This window comes from Brucella pituitosa (genome assembly GCF_003049685.1).
Taxonomy (GTDB): Bacteria; Pseudomonadota; Alphaproteobacteria; order Rhizobiales; family Rhizobiaceae; genus Brucella; species Brucella pituitosa.
Map to the genome: position 1 here is coordinate 1 of NZ_PYSY02000009.1, position 22,410 is coordinate 22,410.

The window sequence follows — 22,410 nt, forward strand, 5'->3', positions numbered from 1 at the left end:
GAGTTCCCAAGACCCTTGTGAGCCATGCCTTTAACTCAACCTCTCGAATGATTGCGTCGGCCAGCTCCTCCGCGTTATCTAGTTCGACATAGTCTGGAATTCTCATGTTTGACAGCTTATCATCGATAAGCTTTAATGCGGTAGTTTATCACAGTTAAATTGCTAACGCAGTCAGGCACCGTGTATGAAATCTAACAATGCGCTCATCGTCATCCTCGGCACCGTCACCCTGGATGCTGTAGGCATAGGCTTGGTTATGCCGGTACTGCCGGGCCTCTTGCGGGATATCGTCCATTCCGACAGCATCGCCAGTCACTATGGCGTGCTGCTAGCGCTATATGCGTTGATGCAATTCTATGCGCACCTGTTCTCCGGAGCACTGTCCGACCGCTTTGGCTGCCGCCCAGTCCTGCTCGCTTCGCTACTTGGAGCCACTATCGACTACGCGCGATCATGGCGACCACACCCGTCCTGTGGATCCTTCTACGCCGGACGCATCGTGGCCGGCATCACCAGCGCCACAGGTGCGGTTGTTGGCGCTCTATATCGCCGACATCACCGATGGGAAGATCGGCTCGCCACCGGGCTCCGCGAGCTTGTTTCGGCGTGGGTATGGTGGCAGGCCCCGTGGCCGGGGACTGTTGGGCGCCATCTCCTTGATGCACCATTCCTTGCGGCGGCGGTGCTCAACGGCCTCAACCTACTACTGGCCTGCTTCCCTAATGCAGGAGTCGCATAAGGGAGAGCGTCGACCGATGCCCTTGAGAGCCTTCAACCCAGTCAGCTTCTTCCGGTGGGCGCATATGACTATCGTCGCCGCACTTATGACTGTCTTCTTTATCATGCAACCCGTAGGACAGGTGCCGGCAGCGCTCTGGGTCATTTTCGGCGAGGACCGCTTTCGCTGGAGCGCGACGATGATCGGCCTGTCGCTTCGCGGTATTCGGAATCTGCACGCCCTCGCTCAAGCCTTCGTCACTGGTCCGCCACCAAACGTTTCGGCGAGAAGCAGGCCATTATCGCCGGCATGGCGGCCGACGCGCCACTACGTCTTTGGCGTTCGCGACGCGAGGCTGGATGGCCTTCCCATTATGATTCTTCTCGCTTCCGGCGGTATCGATGCCCGCGCGTTGCAGGCCATGCTGTCCAGGCAGGTAGATGACGACCATCAGGGACAGCTTCAAGGATCGCTCGCGGCTCTTACCAGCCTAACTCGATCATTGGACCGCTGATCGTCACGGCGATTTATGCCGCCTCGGCGAGCACATGGAACGGGTTGGCATGGATTGATATTGTCGTGGATTCGACTACCCAAGAATTGCCAATCAATTTGCGGAGAACTGTGAACAAAAGTAAACCAAATCCAACCCTTGGCAGAACATATCCATCGCGTCCGCCATCTCCAGCAGCCGCACGGCGCATCTCAGGCAGCGTTGGGTCCCCGCCACGGGTGCGCATGATCGTGCTTCTGTCGTTGAGGACCCGCTAGGCTGGCGGGTTGCCTTACTGGTTAGCAGAATGAATCACCGATACGCGAGCGAACGTGAAGCGACTGTTGCTGCAAAACGTCTGCGACCTGAGCAACATGAATGGTCTTCGGTTTCCGTGTTTCGTAAAGTCTGGAAACGCGGAAGTCAGCGCCCTGCACCATTATGTTCCGGATCTGCATCGCAGGATGCTGCTGGCTACCCTGTGGAACACCTACATCTGTATTAACGAAGCGCTGGCATTGACCCTGAGTGATTTTTCTGGTCCCGCCGCATCCATACCGCCAGTTGTTTACCCTCACAACGTTCCAGTAACCGGGCATGTTCATCATCAGTAACCCGTATCGTGAGCATCCTCTCTCGTTTCATCGGTATCATTACCCCCATGAACAGAAATCCCCCTTACACGGAGGCATCAGTGACCAAACAGGAAAACCGCCCTTAACATGGCCCGCTTTATCAGAAGCCAGACATTAACGCTTCTGGAGAAACTCAACGAGCTGGACGCGGATGAACAGGCAGACATCTGTGAATCGTTTCACGACCACGCTGATGAGCTTTACCGCAGCTGCCCTGCGCGTTTCGGTGATGACGGTGAAAACCTCTGACACATGCAGCTCCCGGAGACGGTCACAGCTTGTCTGTAAGCGGATGCCGGAGCAGCACAAAGCGCGTCAGCGGTGTTGGCGGGTGTCGGGCGCAGCCATGACCCAGTCACGTAGCGATAGCGGAGTGTATAATAACTAACTACGCGGCATCAGAGCAGATTGTACTGAGAGCACCATATGCGGTGTGAAATACCGCACAGATGCGTAAGGAGAAAATACCGCATCAGGCGCTCTTCCGCTTCCTCGCTCACTGACTCGCTGCGCTCGGTCGTTCGGCTGCGGCGAGCGGTATCAGCTCACTCAAAGGCGGTAATACGGTTATCCACAGAATCAGGGGATAACGCAGGAAAGAACATGTGAGCAAAAGGCCAGCAAAAGGCCAGGAACCGTAAAAAGGCCGCGTTGCTGGCGTTTTTCCATAGGCTCCGGCCCCCTGACGAGCATCACAAAAATCGACGCTCAAGTCAGAGGTGGCGAAACCCGACAGGACTATAAAGATACCAGGCGTTTCCCCGGAAGCCCTCGTGCGCCTCCTGTTCCGACCCTGCCGCTTACCGGATACCTGTCCGCCTTTCTCCCCGGGAAGCGTGGCGCTTCATAGCTCACGCTGTAGGTATCTCAGTTCGGTGTAGGTCGTTCGCTCCAAGCTGGCTGTGTGCACGAACCCCCCGTTCAGCCCGACCGCTGCGCCTTATCCGGTAACTATCGTCTTGAGTCCAACCCGGTAAGACACGACTTATCGCCACCGGCAGCAGCCACTGGTAACAGGATTAGCAGAGCGAGGTATGTAGGCGGTGCTACAGAGTTCTTGAAGTGGTGGCCTAACTACGGCTACACTAGAAGGACAGTATTTGGTATCTGCGCTCTGCTGAAGCCAGTTACCTTCGGAAAAGAGTTGGTAGTTTTGATCCGGAAACAAACCACCGCTGGTAGCGGTGGTTTTTTTGTTTGCAAGCAGCAGATTACGCGCAGAAAAAAAGGATCTCAAGAAGATCCTTTGATCTTTTCTACGGGGTCTGACGCTCAGTGGAACGAAAACTCACGTTAAGGGATTTTGGTCATGAGATTATCAAAAAGGATCTTCACCTAGATCCTTTTAAATTAAAAATGAAGTTTTAAATCAATCTAAAGTATATATGAGTAAACTTGGTCTGACAGTTACCAATGCTTAATCAGTGAGGCACCTATCTCAGCGATCTGTCTATTTCGTTCATCCATAGTTGCCTGACTCCCCGTCGTAGATAACTACGATACGGGAGGGCTTACCATCTGGCCCCAGTGCTGCAATGATACCGCGAGATCCACGCTCACCGGCTCCAGATTTATCAGCAATAAACCAGCCAGCCGGAAGGGCTGAGCGCAGAAGTGGTCCTGCAACTTTATCCGCCTCCATCCAGTCTATTAATTGTTGCCGGGAAGCTAGAGTAAGTAGTTCGCCAGTTAATAGTTTGCGCAACGTTGTTGCCATTGCTGCAGTTGCCATGTTTTACGGCAGTGAGAGCAGAGATAGCGCTGATGTCCGGCGGTGCTTTTGCCGTTACGCACCACCCCGTCAGTAGCTGAACAGGAGGGACAGCTGATAGAAACAGAAGCCACTGGAGCACCTCAAAAACACCATCATACACTAAATCAGTAAGTTGGCAGCATCACCCACTTTTTTAAATCCCAGCTAGAATAGGCTGTATAGGCAGACAGTTGCAAGACAAGGAGCGTTTTATGTCTAACAGTCCATTTTTAAATTCTATACGCACGGATATGCGACAAAAAGGTTATGCGCTGAAAACTGAAAAAACTTACCTGCACTGGATTAAGCGTTTTATTCTGTTTCACAAAAAACGTCATCCTCAGACCATGGGCAGTGAAGAGGTCAGGCTGTTTTTATCCAGCTTAGCAAACAGCAGACATGTAGCCATAAACACGCAGAAAATCGCTTTAAATGCCCTAGCTTTTTTGTACAACAGGTTTTTACAACAGCCGTTGGGCGATATTGATTATTGTGGGCGGACAATAAAGTCTTAAACTGAACAAAATAGATCTAAACTATGACAATAAAGTCTTAAACTAGACAGAATAGTTGTAAACTGAAATCAGTCCAGTTATGCTGTGAAAAAGCATACTGGACTTTTGTTATGGCTAAAGCAAACTCTTCATTTTCTGAAGTGCAAATTGCCCGTCGTATTAAAGAGGGGCGTGGCCAAGGGCATGGTAAAGACTATATTCCATGGCTAACAGTACAAGAAGTTCCTTCTTCAGGTCGTTCCCACCGTATTTATTCTCATAAGACGGGACGAGTCCATCATTTGCTATCTGACTTAGAGCTTGCTGTTTTTCTCAGTCTTGAGTGGGAGAGCAGCGTGCTAGATATACGCGAGCAGTTCCCCTTATTACCTAGTGATACCAGGCAGATTGCAATAGATAGTGGTATTAAGCATCCTGTTATTCGTGGTGTAGATCAGGTTATGTCTACTGATTTTTTAGTGGACTGCAAAGATGGTCCTTTTGAGCAGTTTGCTATTCAAGTCAAACCTGCAGCAGCCTTACAAGACGAGCGTACCTTAGAAAAACTAGAACTAGAGCGTCGCTATTGGCAGCAAAAGCAAATTCCTTGGTTCATTTTTACTGATAAAGAAATAAATCCCGTTGTAAAAGAAAATATTGAATGGCTTTATTCAGTGAAAACAGAAGAAGTTTCTGCGGAGCTTTTAGCACAACTATCCCCATTGGCCCATATCCTGCAAGAAAAAGGAGATGAAAACATTATCAATGTCTGTAAGCAGGTTGATATTGCTTATGATTTGGAGTTAGGCAAAACATTGAGTGAGATACGAGTTTTAACCGCAAATGGTTTTATTAAGTTCAATATTTATAAGTCTTTCAGGGCAAATAAGTGTGCAGATCTCTGTATTAGCCAAGTAGTGAATATGGAGGAGTTGCGCTATGTGGCAAATTAATGAGGTTGTGCTATTTGATAATGATCCGTATCGCATTTTGGCTATAGAGGATGGCCAAGTTGTCTGGATGCAAATAAGCGCTGATAAAGGAGTTCCACAAGCTAGGGCTGAGTTGTTGCTAATGCAGTATTTAGATGAAGGCCGCTTAGTTAGAACTGATGACCCTTATGTACATCTTGATTTAGAAGAGCCGTCTGTAGATTCTGTCAGCTTCCAGAAGCGCGAGGAGGATTATCGAAAAATTCTTCCTATTATTAATAGTAAGGATCGTTTCGACCCTAAAGTCAGAAGCGAACTCGTTGAGCATGTGGTCCAAGAACATAAGGTTACTAAGGCTACAGTTTATAAGTTGTTACGCCGTTACTGGCAGCGTGGTCAAACGCCTAATGCATTAATTCCTGACTACAAAAACAGCGGTGCACTGTGGGAAAGACGTTCAGCGACAGGAACAGCAAAGATTGGCCGAGCCAGAGAATATGGTAAGGGTGAAGGAACCAAGGTAACGCCCGAGATTGAACGCCTTTTTAGGTTGACCATAGAAAAGCACCTGTTAAATCAAAAAGGTACAAAGACCACCGTTGCCTATAGACGATTTGTGGACTTGTTTGCTCAGTATTTTCCTCGCATTCCCCAAGAGGATTACCCAACACTACGTCAGTTTCGTTATTTTTATGATCGAGAATACCCTAAAGCTCAGCGCTTAAAGTCTAGAGTTAAAGCAGGGGTATATAAAAAAGACGTACGACCCTTAAGTAGTACAGCCACTTCAGGCGTTAGGCCCTGGGAGTCGTTATGAGATTGATGCCACGATTGCTGATATTTATTTAGTGGATCATCATGATCGCCAAAAAATCATAGGAAGACCAACGCTTTACATTGTGATTGATGTGTTTAGTCGGATGATCACGGGCTTTTATATCGGCTTTGAAAATCCGTCTTATGTGGTGGCGATGCAGGCTTTTGTAAATGCTTGCTCTGACAAAACGGCCATTTGTGCCCAGCATGATATTGAGATTAGTAGCTCAGACTGGCCGTGTGTAGGTTTGCCAGATGTGTTGCTAGCGGACCGTGGCGAATTAATGAGTCATCAGGTCGAAGCCTTAGTTTCTAGTTTTAATGTGCGAGTGGAAAGTGCTCCACCTAGACGTGGCGATGCTAAAGGCATAGTGGAAAGCACTTTTAGAACACTACAAGCCGAGTTTAAGTCCTTTGCACCTGGCATTGTAGAGGGCAGTCGGATCAAAAGCCATGGTGAAACAGACTATAGGTTAGATGCATCTCTGTCGGTATTTGAGTTCACACAAATTATTTTGCGTACGATCTTATTCAGAAATAACCATCTGGTGATGGATAAATACGATCGAGATGCTGATTTTCCTACAGATTTACCGTCTATTCCTGTCCAGCTATGGCAATGGGGTATGCAGCATCGTACAGGTAGTTTAAGGGCTGTGGAGCAAGAGCAGTTGCGAGTAGCGTTACTGCCTCGCCGAAAGGTCTCTATTTCTTCATTTGGCGTTAATTTGTGGGGTTTGTATTACTCGGGGTCAGAGATTCTGCGTGAGGGTTGGTTGCAGCGGAGCACTGATATAGCTAGACCTCAACATTTAGAAGCGGCTTATGACCCAGTGCTGGTTGATACGATTTATTTGTTTCCGCAAGTTGGCAGCCGTGTATTTTGGCGCTGTAATCTGACGGAACGTAGTCGGCAGTTTAAAGGTCTCTCATTTTGGGAGGTTTGGGATATACAAGCACAAGAAAAACACAATAAAGCCAATGCGAAGCAGGATGAGTTAACTAAACGCAGGGAGCTTGAGGCGTTTATTCAGCAAACCATTCAGAAAGCGAATAAGTTAACGCCCAGTACTACTGAGCCCAAATCAACACGCATTAAGCAGATTAAAACTAATAAAAAAGAAGCCGTGACCTCGGAGCGTAAAAAACGTGCGGAGCATTTGAAGCCAAGCTCTTCAGGTGATGAGGCTAAAGTTATTCCTTTCAACGCAGTGGAAGCGGATGATCAAGAAGATTACAGCCTACCCACATACGTGCCTGAATTATTTCAGGATCCACCAGAAAAGGATGAGTCATGAGTGCTACCCGGATTCAAGCAGTTTATCGTGATACGGGGGTAGAGGCTTATCGTGATAATCCTTTTATCGAGGCCTTACCACCATTACAAGAGTCAGTGAATAGTGCTGCATCACTGAAATCCTCTTTACAGCTTACTTCCTCTGACTTGCAAAAGTCCCGTGTTATCAGAGCTCATACCATTTGTCGTATTCCAGATGACTATTTTCAGCCATTAGGTACGCATTTGCTACTAAGTGAGCGTATTTCGGTCATGATTCGAGGTGGCTACGTAGGCAGAAATCCTAAAACAGGAGATTTACAAAAGCATTTACAAAATGGTTATGAGCGTGTTCAAACGGGAGAGTTGGAGACATTTCGCTTTGAGGAGGCACGATCTACGGCACAAAGCTTATTGTTAATTGGTTGTTCTGGTAGTGGGAAGACGACCTCTCTTCATCGTATTCTAGCCACGTATCCTCAGGTGATTTACCATCGTGAACTCAATGTAGAGCAGGTGGTGTATTTGAAAATAGACTGCTCGCATAATGGTTCGCTAAAAGAAATCTGCTTGAATTTTTTCAGAGCGTTGGATCGAGCCTTGGGCTCGAACTATGAGCGTCGTTATGGCTTAAAACGTCATGGTATAGAAACCATGTTGGCTTTGATGTCGCAAATAGCCAATGCACATGCTTTAGGGTTGTTGGTTATTGATGAAATTCAGCATTTAAGCCGCTCTCGTTCGGGTGGATCCAAGAGATGCTGAACTTTTGTGACGATGGTGAATATTATTGGCGTACCAGTGATGTTGATTGGTACCCCTAAAGCACGAGAGATTTTTGAGGCTGATTTGCGGTCTGCACGTAGAGGGGCAGGGTTTGGAGCTATATTCTGGGATCCTATACAACAAACGCAACGTGGAAAGCCCAATCAAGAGTGGATCGCTTTTACGGATAATCTTTGGCAATTACAGCTTTTACAACGCAAAGATGCGCTGTTATCGGATGAGGTCCGTGATGTGTGGTATGAGCTAAGCCAAGGAGTGATGGACATTGTAGTAAAACTTTTTGTACTCGCTCAGCTCCGTGCGCTAGCTTTAGGCAATGAGCGTATTACCGCTGGTTTATTGCGGCAAGTGTATCAAGATGAGTTAAAGCCTGTGCACCCCATGCTAGAGGCATTACGCTCGGGTATCCCAGAACGCATTGCTCGTTATTCTGATCTAGTCGTTCCCGAGATTGATAAACGGTTAATCCAACTTCAGCTAGATATCGCAGCGATACAAGAACAAACACCAGAAGAAAAAGCCCTTCAAGAGTTAGATACCGAAGATCAGCGTCATTTATATCTGATGCTGAAAGAGGATTACGATTCAAGCCTGTTAATTCCCACTATTAAAAAAGCGTTTAGCCAGAATCCAACGATGACAAGACAAAAGTTACTGCCTCTTGTTTTGCAGTGGTTGATGGAAGGCGAAACGGTAGTGTCAGAACTAGAAAAGCCCTCCAAGAGTAAAAAGGTTTCGGCTATAAAGGTAGTCAAGCCCAGCGACTGGGATAGCTTGCCTGATACGGATTTACGTTATATCTATTCACAACGCCAACCTGAAAAAACCATGCATGAACGGTTAAAAGGGAAAGGGGTAATAGTGGATATGGCGAGCTTATTTAAACAAGCAGGTTAGCCATGAGAAACTTTCCTGTTCCGTACTCGAATGAGCTGATTTATAGCACTATTGCACGGGCAGGCGTTTATCAAGGGATTGTTAGTCCTAAGCAGCTGTTGGATGAGGTGTATGGCAACCGCAAGGTGGTCGCTACCTTAGGTCTGCCCTCGCATTTAGGTGTGATAGCAAGACATCTACATCAAACAGGACGTTACGCTGTTCAGCAGCTTATTTATGAGCATACCTTATTCCCTTTATATGCTCCGTTTGTAGGCAAGGAGCGCCGAGACGAAGCTATTCGGTTAATGGAGTACCAAGCGCAAGGTGCGGTGCATTTAATGCTAGGAGTCGCTGCTTCTAGAGTTAAGAGCGATAACCGCTTTAGATACTGCCCTGATTGCGTTGCTCTTCAGCTAAATAGGTATGGGGAAGCCTTTTGGCAACGAGATTGGTATTTGCCCGCTTTGCCATATTGTCCAAAACACGGTGCTTTAGTCTTCTTTGATAGAGCTGTAGATGATCACCGACATCAATTTTGGGCTTTGGGTCATACTGAGCTGCTTTCAGACTACCCCAAAGACTCCCTATCTCAATTAACAGCACTAGCTGCTTATATAGCCCCTCTGTTAGATGCTCCACGAGCGCAAGAGCTTTCCCCAAGCCTTGAGCAGTGGACGCTGTTTTATCAGCGCTTAGCGCAGGATCTAGGGCTAACCAAAAGCAAGCACATTCGTCATGACTTGGTGGCGGAGAGAGTGAGGCAGACTTTTAGTGATGAGGCACTAGAGAAACTGGATTTAAAGTTGGCAGAGAACAAGGACACGTGTTGGCTGAAAAGTATATTCCGTAAGCATAGAAAAGCCTTTAGTTATTTACAGCATAGTATTGTGTGGCAAGCCTTATTGCCAAAACTAACGGTTATAGAAGCGCTACAGCAGGCAAGTGCTCTTACTGAGCACTCTATAACGACAAGACCTGTTAGCCAGTCTGTGCAACCTAACTCTGAAGATTTATCTGTTAAGCATAAAGACTGGCAGCAACTAGTGCATAAATACCAAGGAATTAAGGCGGCAAGACAGTCTTTAGAGGGTGGGGTGCTATACGCTTGGCTTTACCGACATGACAGGGATTGGCTAGTTCACTGGAATCAACAGCATCAACAAGAGCGTCTGGCACCCGCCCCTAGAGTTGATTGGAACCAAAGAGATCGAATTGCTGTACGACAACTATTAAGAATCATAAAGCGTCTAGATAGTAGCCTTGATCACCCAAGAGCGACATCGAGCTGGCTGTTAAAGCAAACTCCTAACGGAACCTCTCTTGCAAAAAATCTACAGAAACTGCCTTTGGTAGCGCTTTGCTTAAAGCGTTACTCAGAGAGTGTGGAAGATTATCAAATTAGACGGATTAGCCAAGCTTTTATTAAGCTTAAACAGGAAGATGTTGAGCTTAGGCGCTGGCGATTATTAAGAAGTGCAACGTTATCTAAAGAGCGGATAACTGAGGAAGCACAAAGATTCTTGGAAATGGTTTATGGGGAAGAGTGAGTGGTTAGGCTAGCTACATTTAATGACAATGTGCAGGTTGTACATATTGGTCATTTATTCCGTAACTCGGGTCATAAGGAGTGGCGTATTTTTGTTTGGTTTAATCCAATGCAAGAACGGAAATGGACTCGATTTACTCATTTGCCTTTATTAAGTCGAGCTAAGGTGGTTAACAGTACAACAAAGCAAATAAATAAGGCGGATCGTGTGATTGAGTTTGAAGCATCGGATCTTCAACGAGCCAAAATAATCGATTTTCCTAATCTCTCGTCCTTTGCTTCCGTACGCAACAAGGATGGAGCGCAGAGTTCATTTATTTACGAAGCTGAAACACCATATAGCAAGACTCGTTATCACATCCCACAGTTAGAGCTAGCTCGGTCATTATTTTTAATTAACTCCTATTTCTGTCGAAGCTGTTTGAGCAGTACCGCTTTACAGCAAGAGTTCGACGTTCAGTATGAGGTTGAGCGAGATCATTTAGAGATAAGGATCTTACCCAGTTCATCGTTTCCTAAAGGGGCGTTAGAGCAGTCGGCCGTAGTGCAGCTTTTGGTTTGGTTGTTTTCGGATCAAGATGTTATGGATTCGTATGAAAGTATTTTTAGGCACTATCAACAAAATAGAGAAATTAAGAACGGCGTTGAAAGCTGGTGCTTTAGCTTTGACCCTCCGCCCATGCAGGGTTGGAAATTACATGTAAAAGGACGTTCTTCTAACGAGGATAAGGATTATTTAGTTGAGGAAATAGTAGGTTTAGAAATCAACGCTATGCTTCCTAGCACAACAGCTATTAGCCATGCCTCTTTTCAGGAAAAGGAGGCAGGTGATGGTAGTACGCAGCACATAGCGGTTTCAACAGAGTCAGTTGTTGATGATGAGCATCTACAGTTGGACGATGAGGAAACAGCCAATATAGACACAGACACACGAGTCATAGAGGCTGAGCCGACATGGATAAGTTTTAGTAGACCTAGTCGAATTGAAAAATCTCGCAGGGCAAGAAAAAGTAGCCAAACTATTTTAGAAAAAGAAGAAGCAACAACAAGTGAAAATAGTAATTTGGTTAGTACTGATGAGCCACACTTAGGTGGTGTCCTAGCAGCGGCAGATGTGGGTGGGAAGCAGGATGCAACCAATTACAACTCTATTTTTGCTAATCGATTTGCTGCTTTTGATGAGCTACTTTCAATTCTAAAAACTAAATTTGCATGTCGGGTGCTTTTTGAAGAAACCTTGGTTTTGCCAAAAGTTGGGCGTAGCCGATTACATCTGTGTAAAGATGGCTCACCAAGAGTGATTAAAGCCGTTGGGGTGCAACGTAATGGCAGTGAATTTGTATTGCTAGAGGTGGATGCATCGGATGGGGTGAAAATGCTTTCTACCAAAGTGTTGAGTGGCGTTGATAGCGAAACATGGCGGAATGATTTTGAAAAGATACGGCGTGGAGTGGTGAAGAGCTCATTGAATTGGCCAAATAGTTTGTTTGATCAATTATATGGACAAGACGGGCATAGAGGGGTGAATCATCCAAAGGGGTTGGGGGAGCTGCAAGTATCGAGAGAGGATATGGAAGGGTGGGCTGAGAGAGTGGTTAGAGAGCAATTTACGCATTAAAGGAATGACTGAAAGAGCCTGTAAACCCTTTTGTGTAAGTGCTTTTGCCGGTCAGTTAAAGGTGGCCATTTAAACGGTCACCAAATTCGATCATAAAACGGTTCATGGCCGGCTTCCAGTTGCGGATCGGCATCGTCCATTTCTTGGTCGCCGCCTGGATAGCCAGGTACACCACCTTCATCGCTGATTCGTCCGTAGGGAACACCTTGAGTTCATATTAATGGAATTTTCTACAAATAGCCTCCGTGGTTTTGAGGGGGGATTACAGACGATCCATAGTAGTAATCCAATGAGTTCTTGAGCGCGGCGACATGTTTGGACGCCTTGGCAAAAATTAGAGCCTGCTTGAAGTGCAGGCGAGCACGTGCTTGGACGATTGATCCATTCGCGGTCAAAAACTCAATCTTGGATGACAGCGTGTCAGGAAATCCAATATCGAAGTCCCGCCCCGTGTCAAAGTAGGGCATTTCATGATCAAAGGACGAAGCTTCCCAGGCCACTTCCCTAATATTCCAGCCGCTAGAAACAAGATTTCGTACGACTTCATCAACTTTTTTGCTTTCCAACTTGTCACAAAGTGCATAGGCAAGAGCTTTGGCGGCAGACACGTGCGTTTCCTCTTAAACATAGGTCGAACGGATACCCGAGGCAAAGCGGAGCATTAGTCCCAAAGCATCTCCGGTAGATCCGGAGGCTCCATACTGAAGGCATGGCATCTTGGGCATTGATATTTGAAACTTCTCTCTAGATAGCAGGGATTTCTTGGCCTTGCCTCATGCTGATAGCTTGTAAATATCACACGATCCTTAGCCCCACAAAGTGAGCATACTCCGTAGCTTTCATTTATAGAAATCGTCGTTAGATTGTCGCAGCATGTGCACGTTCCGACTATTTGCTCAGGAAGCATCGCCATACCTTGGCCTAGGTAAAGAAGATCAGACTCGTAGCCACATCGGTGGCAACTGAGCTTGTACGCAATGCCCATCTGGTTGTCTCACCTGAATCGTAACGTCAGAGCTATTCATCCATCCATTCGGCATCAATGTATGCCACTAAGCCGACCAGCTGACCGTTTGGACTGAAGTATGTTGCCTGCACCCCACTTGACATCTCATCAATACCACCGCACTGCGCTAGGCGCCGGTCCCACTTGCCCACAGAAGCGTCAGGATCGGCTGAGTTCCCCAAGACCCTTGTGAGCCATGCCTCCTTTAACTCAACCTCTCGAATGATTGCGTCGGCCAGCTCCTCCGCGTTATCTAGTTCGACATAGTCTGGAATTCTCATGTTTGACAGCTTATCATCGATAAGCTTTAATGCGGTAGTTTATCACAGTTAAATTGCTAACGCAGTCAGGCACCGTGTATGAAATCTAACAATGCGCTCATCGTCATCCTCGGCACCGTCACCCTGGATGCTGTAGGCATAGGCTTGGTTATGCCGGTACTGCCGGGCCTCTTGCGGGATATCGTCCATTCCGACAGCATCGCCAGTCACTATGGCGTGCTGCTAGCGCTATATGCGTTGATGCAATTTCTATGCGCACCCGTTCTCGGAGCACTGTCCGACCGCTTTGGCCGCCGCCCAGTCCTGCTCGCTTCGCTACTTGGAGCCACTATCGACTACGCGATCATGGCGACCACACCCGTCCTGTGGATCCTCTACGCCGGACGCATCGTGGCCGGCATCACCGGCGCCACAGGTGCGGTTGCTGGCGCCTATATCGCCGACATCACCGATGGGGAAGATCGGGCTCGCCACTTCGGGCTCATGAGCGCTTGTTTCGGCGTGGGTATGGTGGCAGGCCCCGTGGCCGGGGGACTGTTGGGCGCCATCTCCTTGCATGCACCATTCCTTGCGGCGGCGGTGCTCAACGGCCTCAACCTACTACTGGGCTGCTTCCTAATGCAGGAGTCGCATAAGGGAGAGCGTCGACCGATGCCCTTGAGAGCCTTCAACCCAGTCAGCTCCTTCCGGTGGGCGCGGGGCATGACTATCGTCGCCGCACTTATGACTGTCTTCTTTATCATGCAACTCGTAGGACAGGTGCCGGCAGCGCTCTGGGTCATTTTCGGCGAGGACCGCTTTCGCTGGAGCGCGACGATGATCGGCCTGTCGCTTGCGGTATTCGGAATCTTGCACGCCCTCGCTCAAGCCTTCGTCACTGGTCCCGCCACCAAACGTTTCGGCGAGAAGCAGGCCATTATCGCCGGCATGGCGGCCGACGCGCTGGGCTACGTCTTGCTGGCGTTCGCGACGCGAGGCTGGATGGCCTTCCCCATTATGATTCTTCTCGCTTCCGGCGGCATCGGGATGCCCGCGTTGCAGGCCATGCTGTCCAGGCAGGTAGATGACGACCATCAGGGACAGCTTCAAGGATCGCTCGCGGCTCTTACCAGCCTAACTTCGATCATTGGACCGCTGATCGTCACGGCGATTTATGCCGCCTCGGCGAGCACATGGAACGGGTTGGCATGGATTGTAGGCGCCGCCCTATACCTTGTCTGCCTCCCCGCGTTGCGTCGCGGTGCATGGAGCCGGGCCACCTCGACCTGAATGGAAGCCGGCGGCACCTCGCTAACGGATTCACCACTCCAAGAATTGGAGCCAATCAATTCTTGCGGAGAACTGTGAATGCGCAAACCAACCCTTGGCAGAACATATCCATCGCGTCCGCCATCTCCAGCAGCCGCACGCGGCGCATCTCGGGCAGCGTTGGGTCCTGGCCACGGGTGCGCATGATCGTGCTCCTGTCGTTGAGGACCCGGCTAGGCTGGCGGGGTTGCCTTACTGGTTAGCAGAATGAATCACCGATACGCGAGCGAACGTGAAGCGACTGCTGCTGCAAAACGTCTGCGACCTGAGCAACAACATGAATGGTCTTCGGTTTCCGTGTTTCGTAAAGTCTGGAAACGCGGAAGTCAGCGCCCTGCACCATTATGTTCCGGATCTGCATCGCAGGATGCTGCTGGCTACCCTGTGGAACACCTACATCTGTATTAACGAAGCGCTGGCATTGACCCTGAGTGATTTTTCTCTGGTCCCGCCGCATCCATACCGCCAGTTGTTTACCCTCACAACGTTCCAGTAACCGGGCATGTTCATCATCAGTAACCCGTATCGTGAGCATCCTCTCTCGTTTCATCGGTATCATTACCCCCATGAACAGAAATCCCCCTTACACGGAGGCATCAGTGACCAAACAGGAAAAAACCGCCCTTAACATGGCCCGCTTTATCAGAAGCCAGACATTAACGCTTCTGGAGAAACTCAACGAGCTGGACGCGGATGAACAGGCAGACATCTGTGAATCGCTTCACGACCACGCTGATGAGCTTTACCGCAGCTGCCTCGCGCGTTTCGGTGATGACGGTGAAAACCTCTGACACATGCAGCTCCCGGAGACGGTCACAGCTTGTCTGTAAGCGGATGCCGGGAGCAGACAAGCCCGTCAGGGCGCGTCAGCGGGTGTTGGCGGGTGTCGGGGCGCAGCCATGACCCAGTCACGTAGCGATAGCGGAGTGTATACTGGCTTAACTATGCGGCATCAGAGCAGATTGTACTGAGAGTGCACCATATGCGGTGTGAAATACCGCACAGATGCGTAAGGAGAAAATACCGCATCAGGCGCTCTTCCGCTTCCTCGCTCACTGACTCGCTGCGCTCGGTCGTTCGGCTGCGGCGAGCGGTATCAGCTCACTCAAAGGCGGTAATACGGTTATCCACAGAATCAGGGGATAACGCAGGAAAGAACATGTGAGCAAAAGGCCAGCAAAAGGCCAGGAACCGTAAAAAGGCCGCGTTGCTGGCGTTTTTCCATAGGCTCCGCCCCCCTGACGAGCATCACAAAAATCGACGCTCAAGTCAGAGGTGGCGAAACCCGACAGGACTATAAAGATACCAGGCGTTTCCCCCTGGAAGCTCCCTCGTGCGCTCTCCTGTTCCGACCCTGCCGCTTACCGGATACCTGTCCGCCTTTCTCCCTTCGGGAAGCGTGGCGCTTTCTCATAGCTCACGCTGTAGGTATCTCAGTTCGGTGTAGGTCGTTCGCTCCAAGCTGGGCTGTGTGCACGAACCCCCCGTTCAGCCCGACCGCTGCGCCTTATCCGGTAACTATCGTCTTGAGTCCAACCCGGTAAGACACGACTTATCGCCACTGGCAGCAGCCACTGGTAACAGGATTAGCAGAGCGAGGTATGTAGGCGGTGCTACAGAGTTCTTGAAGTGGTGGCCTAACTACGGCTACACTAGAAGGACAGTATTTGGTATCTGCGCTCTGCTGAAGCCAGTTACCTTCGGAAAAAGAGTTGGTAGCTCTTGATCCGGCAAACAAACCACCGCTGGTAGCGGTGGTTTTTTTGTTTGCAAGCAGCAGATTACGCGCAGAAAAAAAGGATCTCAAGAAGATCCTTTGATCTTTTCTACGGGGTCTGACGCTCAGTGGAACGAAAACTCACGTTAAGGGATTTTGGTCATGAGATTATCAAAAAGGATCTTCACCTAGATCCTTTTAAATTAAAAATGAAGTTTTAAATCAATCTAAAGTATATATGAGTAAACTTGGTCTGACAGTTACCAATGCTTAATCAGTGAGGCACCTATCTCAGCGATCTGTCTATTTCGTTCATCCATAGTTGCCTGACTCCCCGTCGTGTAGATAACTACGATACGGGAGGGCTTACCATCTGGCCCCAGTGCTGCAATGATACCGCGAGACCCACGCTCACCGGCTCCAGATTTATCAGCAATAAACCAGCCAGCCGGAAGGGCCGAGCGCAGAAGTGGTCCTGCAACTTTATCCGCCTCCATCCAGTCTATTAATTGTTGCCGGGAAGCTAGAGTAAGTAGTTCGCCAGTTAATAGTTTGCGCAACGTTGTTGCCATTGCTGCAGTTGCCATGTTTTACGGCAGTGAGAGCAGAGATAGCGCTGATGTCCGGCGGTGCTTTTGCCGTTACGCACCACCCCGTCAGTAGCTGAACAGGAGGGACAGCTGATAGAAACAGAAGCCACTGGAGCACCTCAAAAACACCATCATACACTAAATCAGTAAGTTGGCAGCATCACCCACTTTTTTAAATCCCAGCTAGAATAGGCTGTATAGGCAGACAGTTGCAAGACAAGGAGCGTTTTATGTCTAACAGTCCATTTTTAAATTCTATACGCACGGATATGCGACAAAAAGGTTATGCGCTGAAAACTGAAAAAACTTACCTGCACTGGATTAAGCGTTTTATTCTGTTTCACAAAAAACGTCATCCTCAGACCATGGGCAGTGAAGAGGTCAGGCTGTTTTTATCCAGCTTAGCAAACAGCAGACATGTAGCCATAAACACGCAGAAAATCGCTTTAAATGCCCTAGCTTTTTGTACAACAGGTTTTACAACAGCCGTTGGGCGATATTGATATTGTGGGCGGACAATAAAGTCTTAAACTGAACAAAATAGATCTAAACTATGACAATAAAGTCTTAAACTAGACAGAATAGTTGTAAACTGAAATCAGTCCAGTTATGCTGTGAAAAAGCATACTGGACTTTTGTTATGGCTAAAGCAAACTCTTCATTTTCTGAAGTGCAAATTGCCCGTCGTATTAAAGAGGGGCGTGGCCAAGGGCATGGTAAAGACTATATTCCATGGCTAACAGTACAAGAAGTTCCTTCTTCAGGTCGTTCCCACCGTATTTATTCTCATAAGACGGGACGAGTCCATCATTTGCTATCTGACTTAGAGCTTGCTGTTTTTCTCAGTCTTGAGTGGGAGAGCAGCGTGCTAGATATACGCGAGCAGTTCCCCTTATTACCTAGTGATACCAGGCAGATTGCAATAGATAGTGGTATTAAGCATCCTGTTATTCGTGGTGTAGATCAGGTTATGTCTACTGATTTTTTAGTGGACTGCAAAGATGGTCCTTTTGAGCAGTTTGCTATTCAAGTCAAACCTGCAGCAGCCTTACAAGACGAGCGTACCTTAGAAAAACTAGAACTAGAGCGTCGCTATTGGCAGCAAAAGCAAATTCCTTGGTTCATTTTTACTGATAAAGAAATAAATCCCGTAGTAAAAGAAAATATTGAATGGCTTTATTCAGTGAAAACAGAAGAAGTTTCTGCGGAGCTTTTAGCACAACTATCCCCATTGGCCCATATCCTGCAAGAAAAAGGAGATGAAAACATTATCAATGTCTGTAAGCAGGTTGATATTGCTTATGATTTGGAGTTAGGCAAAACATTGAGTGAGATACGAGCCTTAACCGCAAATGGTTTTATTAAGTTCAATATTTATAAGTCTTTCAGGGCAAATAAGTGTGCAGATCTCTGTATTAGCCAAGTAGTGAATATGGAGGAGTTGCGCTATGTGGCAAATTAATGAGGTTGTGCTATTTGATAATGATCCGTATCGCATTTTGGCTATAGAGGATGGCCAAGTTGTCTGGATGCAAATAAGCGCTGATAAAGGAGTTCCACAAGCTAGGGCTGAGTTGTTGCTAATGCAGTATTTAGATGAAGGCCGCTTAGTTAGAACTGATGACCCTTATGTACATCTTGATTTAGAAGAGCCGTCTGTAGATTCTGTCAGCTTCCAGAAGCGCGAGGAGGATTATCGAAAAATTCTTCCTATTATTAATAGTAAGGATCGTTTCGACCCTAAAGTCAGAAGCGAACTCGTTGAGCATGTGGTCCAAGAACATAAGGTTACTAAGGCTACAGTTTATAAGTTGTTACGCCGTTACTGGCAGCGTGGTCAAACGCCTAATGCATTAATTCCTGACTACAAAAACAGCGGTGCACCAGGGGAAAGACGTTCAGCGACAGGAACAGCAAAGATTGGCCGAGCCAGAGAATATGGTAAGGGTGAAGGAACCAAGGTAACGCCCGAGATTGAACGCCTTTTTAGGTTGACCATAGAAAAGCACCTGTTAAATCAAAAAGGTACAAAGACCACCGTTGCCTATAGACGATTTGTGGACTTGTTTGCTCAGTATTTTCCTCGCATTCCCCAAGAGGATTACCCAACACTACGTCAGTTTCGTTATTTTTATGATCGAGAATACCCTAAAGCTCAGCGCTTAAAGTCTAGAGTTAAAGCAGGGGTATATAAAAAAGACGTACGACCCTTAAGTAGTACAGCCACTTCTCAGGCGTTAGGCCCTGGGAGTCGTTATGAGATTGATGCCACGATTGCTGATATTTATTTAGTGGATCATCATGATCGCCAAAAAATCATAGGAAGACCAACGCTTTACATTGTGATTGATGTGTTTAGTCGGATGATCACGGGCTTTTATATCGGCTTTGAAAATCCGTCTTATGTGGTGGCGATGCAGGCTTTTGTAAATGCTTGCTCTGACAAAACGGCCATTTGTGCCCAGCATGATATTGAGATTAGTAGCTCAGACTGGCCGTGTGTAGGTTTGCCAGATGTGTTGCTAGCGGACCGTGGCGAATTAATGAGTCATCAGGTCGAAGCCTTAGTTTCTAGTTTTAATGTGCGAGTGGAAAGTGCTCCACCTAGACGTGGCGATGCTAAAGGCATAGTGGAAAGCACTTTTAGAACACTACAAGCCGAGTTTAAGTCCTTTGCACCTGGCATTGTAGAGGGCAGTCGGATCAAAAGCCATGGTGAAACAGACTATAGGTTAGATGCATCTCTGTCGGTATTTGAGTTCACACAAATTATTTTGCGTACGATCTTATTCAGAAATAACCATCTGGTGATGGATAAATACGATCGAGATGCTGATTTTCCTACAGATTTACCGTCTATTCCTGTCCAGCTATGGCAATGGGGTATGCAGCATCGTACAGGTAGTTTAAGGGCTGTGGAGCAAGAGCAGTTGCGAGTAGCGTTACTGCCTCGCCGAAAGGTCTCTATTTCTTCATTTGGCGTTAATTTGTGGGTTTGTATTACTCGGGGTCAGAGATTCTGCGTGAGGGTTGGTTGCAGCGGAGCACTGATATAGCTAGACCTCAACATTTAGAAGCGGCTTATGACCCAGTGCTGGTTGATACGATTTATTTGTTTCCGCAAGTTGGCAGCCGTGTATTTTGGCGCTGTAATCTGACGGAACGTAGTCGGCAGTTTAAAGGTCTCATTTTGGGAGGTTTGGGATATACAAGCACAAGAAAAACACAATAAAGCCAATGCGAAGCAGGATGAGTTAACTAAACGCAGGGAGCTTGAGGCGTTTATTCAGCAAACCATTCAGAAAGCGAATAAGTTAACGCCCAGTACTACTGGAGCCCAAATCAACACGCATTAAGCAGATTAAAACTAATAAAAAGAAGCCGTGACCTCGGGCGTAAAAACGTGCGGAGCATTTGAAGCCAAGCTCTTCAGGTGATGAGGCTAAAGTTATTCCTTTCAACGCAGTGGAAGCGGATGATCAAGAAGATTACAGCCTACCCACATACGTGCCTGAATTATTTCAGGATCCACCAAAAAAGGATGAGTCATGAGTGCTACGGATTCAAGCAGTTTATCGTGATACGGGGGTAGAGGCTTATCGTGATAATCCTTTTATCGAGGCCTTACCACCATTACAAGAGTCAGTGAATAGTGCTGCATCACTGAAATCCTCTTTACAGCTTACTTCCTCTGACTTGCAAAAGTCCCGTGTTATCAGAGCTCATACCATTTGTCGTATTCCAGATGACTATTTTCAGCCATTAGGTACGCATTTGCTACTAAGTGAGCGTATTTCGGTCATGATTCGAGGTGGCTACGTAGGCAGAAATCCTAAAACAGGAGATTTACAAAAGCATTTACAAAATGGTTATGAGCGTGTTCAAACGGGAGAGTTGGAGACATTTCGCTTTGAGGAGGCACGATCTCACGGCACAAAGCTTATTGTTAATTGGTTGTTCTGGTAGTGGGAAGACGACCTCTCTTCATCGTATTCTAGCCACGTATCCTCGGTGATTTACCATCGTGAACTCAATGTAGAGAGCAGGTGTATTTGAAAATAGACTGCTCGCATAATGGTTCGCTAAAGAAATCTGCTTGAATTTTTTCAGAGCGTTGGATCGAGCCTTGGGCTCGAACTATGAGCGTCGTTATGGCTTAAAACGTCATGGTATAGAAACCATGTTGGCTTTGATGTCGCAAATAGCCAATGCACATGCTTTAGGGTTGTTGGTTATTGATGAAATTCAGCATTTAAGCCGCTCTCGTTCGGGTGGATCTCAAGAGATGCTGAACTTTTTTGTGACGATGGTGAATATTATTGGCGTACCAGTGATGTTGATTGGTACCCCTAAAGCACGAGAGATTTTTGAGGCTGATTTGCGGTCTGCACGTAGAGGGGCAGGGTTTGGAGCTATATTCTGGGATCCTATACAACAAACGCAACGTGGAAAGCCCAATCAAGAGTGGATCGCTTTTACGGATAATCTTTGGCAATTACAGCTTTTACAACGCAAAGATGCGCTGTTATCGGATGAGGTCCGTGATGTGTGGTATGAGCTAAGCCAAGGAGTGATGGACATTGTAGTAAAACTTTTTGTACTCGCTCAGCTCCGTGCGCTAGCTTTAGGCAATGAGCGTATTACCGCTGGTTTATTGCGGCAAGTGTATCAAGATGAGTTAAAGCCTGTGCACCCCATGCTAGAGGCATTACGCTCGGGTATCCCAGAACGCATTGCTCGTTATTCTGATCTAGTCGTTCCCGAGATTGATAAACGGTTAATCCAACTTCAGCTAGATATCGCAGCGATACAAGAACAAACACCAGAAGAAAAAGCCCTTCAAGAGTTAGATACCGAAGATCAGCGTCATTTATATCTGATGCTGAAAGAGGATTACGATTCAAGCCTGTTAATTCCCACTATTAAAAAGCGTTTAGCCAGAATCAACGATGACAAGACAAAGTTACTGCCTCTTGTTTGCGGTGGTTGATGGAAGGCGAAACAGTATCCAGAACTAGAAAGCCCTCCAAGAGTAAAAGGTTTCGGCTATAAAGGTAGTCAAGCCCAGCGACTGGGATAGCTTGCCTGATACGGATTTACGTTATATCTATTCACAACGCCAACCTGAAAAAACCATGCATGAACGGTTAAAAGGGAAAGGGGTAATAGTGGATATGGCGAGCTTATTTAAACAAGCAGGTTAGCCATGAGAAACTTTCCTGTTCCGTACTCGAATGAGCTGATTTATAGCACTATTGCACGGGCAGGCGTTTATCAAGGGATTGTTAGTCCTAAGCAGCTGTTGGATGAGGTGTATGGCAACCACCAAAGTTGGTCGCTACCTTAGGTCTGCCCTCGCATTTAGGTGTGATAGCAAGACATCTACATCAAACAGGACGTTACGCTGTTCAGCAGCTTATTTATGAGCATACCTTATTCCCTTTATATGCTCCGTTTGAGCAAGGAGCGCCGAGACGAAGCTATTCGGTTAATGGAGTACCAAGCGCAAGGTGCGGTGCATTTAATGCTAGGAGTCGCTGCTTCTAGAGTTAAGAGCGATAA

Annotated in this window: 21 protein-coding genes and 7 pseudogenes; 21 read left to right on the top strand and 7 right to left on the bottom strand. The window is 47.4% G+C overall.

What is annotated here, in order from left to right; all coding sequences use genetic code 11:
- Window positions 1-184: 184 nt before the first annotated feature.
- The 4 genes from C9380_RS25815 to C9380_RS25835 all read left to right on the top strand — a co-directional run bounded on the left by C9380_RS25815 (window position 185) and on the right by C9380_RS25835 (window position 2,095).
- Window positions 185-739 (top strand): MFS transporter, encoded by a 555-nt coding sequence (locus tag C9380_RS25815; protein ID WP_128095100.1) that lies wholly within the window; start codon window positions 185-187, stop codon window positions 737-739.
- Window positions 740-803: 64 nt separating this feature from the next.
- Entirely contained in the window at window positions 804-1,232 is a 429-nt protein-coding gene (locus tag C9380_RS28165) for an MFS transporter (protein ID WP_252869910.1), read from the top strand.
- A 311-nt stretch (window positions 1,233-1,543) separates the two neighbouring features.
- Window positions 1,544-1,825, top strand: a complete 282-nt coding sequence (locus tag C9380_RS28965) for a hypothetical protein (RefSeq protein WP_435373153.1) — start codon at window positions 1,544-1,546, stop codon at window positions 1,823-1,825.
- Between the two features lie 108 nt (window positions 1,826-1,933).
- Window positions 1,934-2,095, top strand: coding sequence for a Rop family plasmid primer RNA-binding protein (locus C9380_RS25835; protein WP_128095101.1), 162 nt, complete (start codon window positions 1,934-1,936; stop codon window positions 2,093-2,095).
- Between the two features lie 1,158 nt (window positions 2,096-3,253).
- On the opposite strand, the pseudogene C9380_RS25855 reads toward C9380_RS25835, so the two are convergent.
- Together C9380_RS25855 and C9380_RS25860 are read right to left on the bottom strand one after the other, a co-directional pair.
- Window positions 3,254-3,569 (bottom strand): annotated as a pseudogene (locus C9380_RS25855) (serine hydrolase); the annotation flags it as partial.
- Window positions 3,566-3,691 (bottom strand): annotated as a pseudogene (locus tag C9380_RS25860) (IS1 family transposase); the annotation flags it as partial. The pseudogenes C9380_RS25855 and C9380_RS25860, both read right to left, overlap by 4 nt.
- A gap of 120 nt (window positions 3,692-3,811) precedes the next feature.
- On the opposite strand from C9380_RS25860, the pseudogene intI2 reads away from it, so the two are divergent.
- From intI2 to C9380_RS25890, 8 genes and pseudogenes are all read left to right on the top strand, one after another.
- Window positions 3,812-4,090, top strand: a pseudogene (gene intI2, locus C9380_RS25865) (class 2 integron integrase IntI2); the annotation flags it as partial.
- Window positions 4,091-4,224: 134 nt separating this feature from the next.
- Entirely contained in the window at window positions 4,225-5,046 is an 822-nt protein-coding gene (locus C9380_RS25870; RefSeq protein ID WP_128095104.1) for a TnsA endonuclease N-terminal domain-containing protein, read from the top strand.
- Window positions 5,033-5,842 (top strand): hypothetical protein, encoded by an 810-nt coding sequence (locus C9380_RS28970; protein WP_435373154.1) that lies wholly within the window; start codon window positions 5,033-5,035, stop codon window positions 5,840-5,842. The genes C9380_RS25870 and C9380_RS28970 overlap by 14 nt, the downstream gene beginning before the upstream one ends.
- A gap of 1 nt (window position 5,843) precedes the next feature.
- A complete protein-coding gene (locus C9380_RS28975) occupies window positions 5,844-7,139 on the top strand; it encodes a TnsB C-terminal domain-containing protein (RefSeq protein ID WP_494337302.1) in 1,296 nt (431 codons plus the stop codon).
- Window positions 7,136-7,882 carry an ATP-binding protein gene (locus C9380_RS28980; protein WP_435373155.1) on the top strand — a complete coding sequence of 249 codons (747 nt, stop codon included), beginning with the start codon at window positions 7,136-7,138 and terminating at the stop codon, window positions 7,880-7,882. Before C9380_RS28975 ends, C9380_RS28980 begins: the two co-directional genes overlap by 4 nt.
- A gap of 12 nt (window positions 7,883-7,894) precedes the next feature.
- Complete coding sequence (locus C9380_RS28985; RefSeq protein WP_021561542.1) at window positions 7,895-8,800, top strand: transposase; 906 nt, start codon at window positions 7,895-7,897, stop codon at window positions 8,798-8,800.
- Between the two features lie 2 nt (window positions 8,801-8,802).
- Entirely contained in the window at window positions 8,803-10,329 is a 1,527-nt protein-coding gene (locus tag C9380_RS25885; RefSeq protein WP_001243518.1) for a TnsD family Tn7-like transposition protein, read from the top strand.
- Window positions 10,330-11,946, top strand: a complete 1,617-nt coding sequence (locus C9380_RS25890; protein ID WP_000251879.1) for a Tn7-like element transposition protein TnsE — start codon at window positions 10,330-10,332, stop codon at window positions 11,944-11,946.
- A gap of 55 nt (window positions 11,947-12,001) precedes the next feature.
- Here the strand turns inward: C9380_RS25890 and C9380_RS25895 are convergent.
- Both C9380_RS25895 and C9380_RS25900 read right to left on the bottom strand, forming a co-directional pair.
- A pseudogene (locus C9380_RS25895) lies at window positions 12,002-12,154 on the bottom strand (IS256 family transposase); the annotation flags it as partial.
- A 22-nt stretch (window positions 12,155-12,176) separates the two neighbouring features.
- The gene (locus tag C9380_RS25900) at window positions 12,177-12,554 is read right to left on the bottom strand and encodes a hypothetical protein (RefSeq protein WP_001271300.1); all 378 of its coding nucleotides are present in this window, start codon (window positions 12,552-12,554) and stop codon (window positions 12,177-12,179) included.
- A 757-nt stretch (window positions 12,555-13,311) separates the two neighbouring features.
- Between C9380_RS25900 and tet(C) the strand changes: the two genes are divergently transcribed.
- Entirely contained in the window at window positions 13,312-14,502 is a 1,191-nt protein-coding gene (tet(C), locus tag C9380_RS25915; protein ID WP_001297013.1) for a tetracycline efflux MFS transporter Tet(C), read from the top strand.
- Window positions 14,503-14,557: 55 nt separating this feature from the next.
- Here tet(C) and C9380_RS28780 read toward each other — a convergent pair whose 3' ends face one another.
- Window positions 14,558-14,686 (bottom strand): type VI secretion protein, encoded by a 129-nt coding sequence (locus C9380_RS28780; RefSeq protein ID WP_001260374.1) that lies wholly within the window; start codon window positions 14,684-14,686, stop codon window positions 14,558-14,560.
- A gap of 87 nt (window positions 14,687-14,773) precedes the next feature.
- Here C9380_RS28780 and C9380_RS28990 point away from each other — a divergent pair, with 87 nt between their 5' ends.
- Window positions 14,774-15,037, top strand: coding sequence for a site-specific integrase (locus C9380_RS28990; protein ID WP_003660253.1), 264 nt, complete (start codon window positions 14,774-14,776; stop codon window positions 15,035-15,037).
- A gap of 103 nt (window positions 15,038-15,140) precedes the next feature.
- Window positions 15,141-15,332: a Rop family plasmid primer RNA-binding protein gene (locus C9380_RS25930; protein WP_000165985.1), complete on the top strand. Its 192-nt coding sequence runs from the start codon at window positions 15,141-15,143 to the stop codon at window positions 15,330-15,332.
- Between the two features lie 1,186 nt (window positions 15,333-16,518).
- On the opposite strand, the pseudogene C9380_RS25945 reads toward C9380_RS25930, so the two are convergent.
- Window positions 16,519-16,836, bottom strand: a pseudogene (locus C9380_RS25945) (serine hydrolase); the annotation flags it as partial.
- Window positions 16,833-16,958: pseudogene (locus C9380_RS25950) on the bottom strand (IS1 family transposase); the annotation flags it as partial. The pseudogenes C9380_RS25950 and C9380_RS25945, both read right to left, overlap by 4 nt.
- Before the next feature lie 120 nt (window positions 16,959-17,078).
- On the opposite strand from C9380_RS25950, the pseudogene C9380_RS25955 reads away from it, so the two are divergent.
- The 6 genes and pseudogenes from C9380_RS25955 to C9380_RS29005 all read left to right on the top strand — a co-directional run.
- Window positions 17,079-17,358, top strand: a pseudogene (locus tag C9380_RS25955) (phage integrase N-terminal SAM-like domain-containing protein); the annotation flags it as partial.
- 130 nt (window positions 17,359-17,488) lie between these two features.
- Window positions 17,489-18,310 carry a TnsA endonuclease N-terminal domain-containing protein gene (locus C9380_RS25960; RefSeq protein ID WP_001029679.1) on the top strand — a complete coding sequence of 274 codons (822 nt, stop codon included), beginning with the start codon at window positions 17,489-17,491 and terminating at the stop codon, window positions 18,308-18,310.
- Window positions 18,297-19,904: a TnsB C-terminal domain-containing protein gene (locus tag C9380_RS25965; protein WP_435373156.1), complete on the top strand. Its 1,608-nt coding sequence runs from the start codon at window positions 18,297-18,299 to the stop codon at window positions 19,902-19,904. The genes C9380_RS25960 and C9380_RS25965 overlap by 14 nt, the downstream gene beginning before the upstream one ends.
- Before the next feature lie 496 nt (window positions 19,905-20,400).
- Window positions 20,401-20,814 carry a hypothetical protein gene (locus C9380_RS28995; RefSeq protein WP_435373157.1) on the top strand — a complete coding sequence of 138 codons (414 nt, stop codon included), beginning with the start codon at window positions 20,401-20,403 and terminating at the stop codon, window positions 20,812-20,814.
- Between the two features lie 130 nt (window positions 20,815-20,944).
- Entirely contained in the window at window positions 20,945-21,838 is an 894-nt protein-coding gene (locus C9380_RS29000; RefSeq protein ID WP_435373158.1) for an AAA family ATPase, read from the top strand.
- 58 nt (window positions 21,839-21,896) lie between these two features.
- On the top strand, window positions 21,897-22,052 hold the full coding sequence (locus C9380_RS29005) for a hypothetical protein (RefSeq protein WP_435373159.1): 156 nt from the start codon (window positions 21,897-21,899) through the stop codon (window positions 22,050-22,052).
- The last annotated feature ends 358 nt before the right edge of the window (window positions 22,053-22,410 follow it).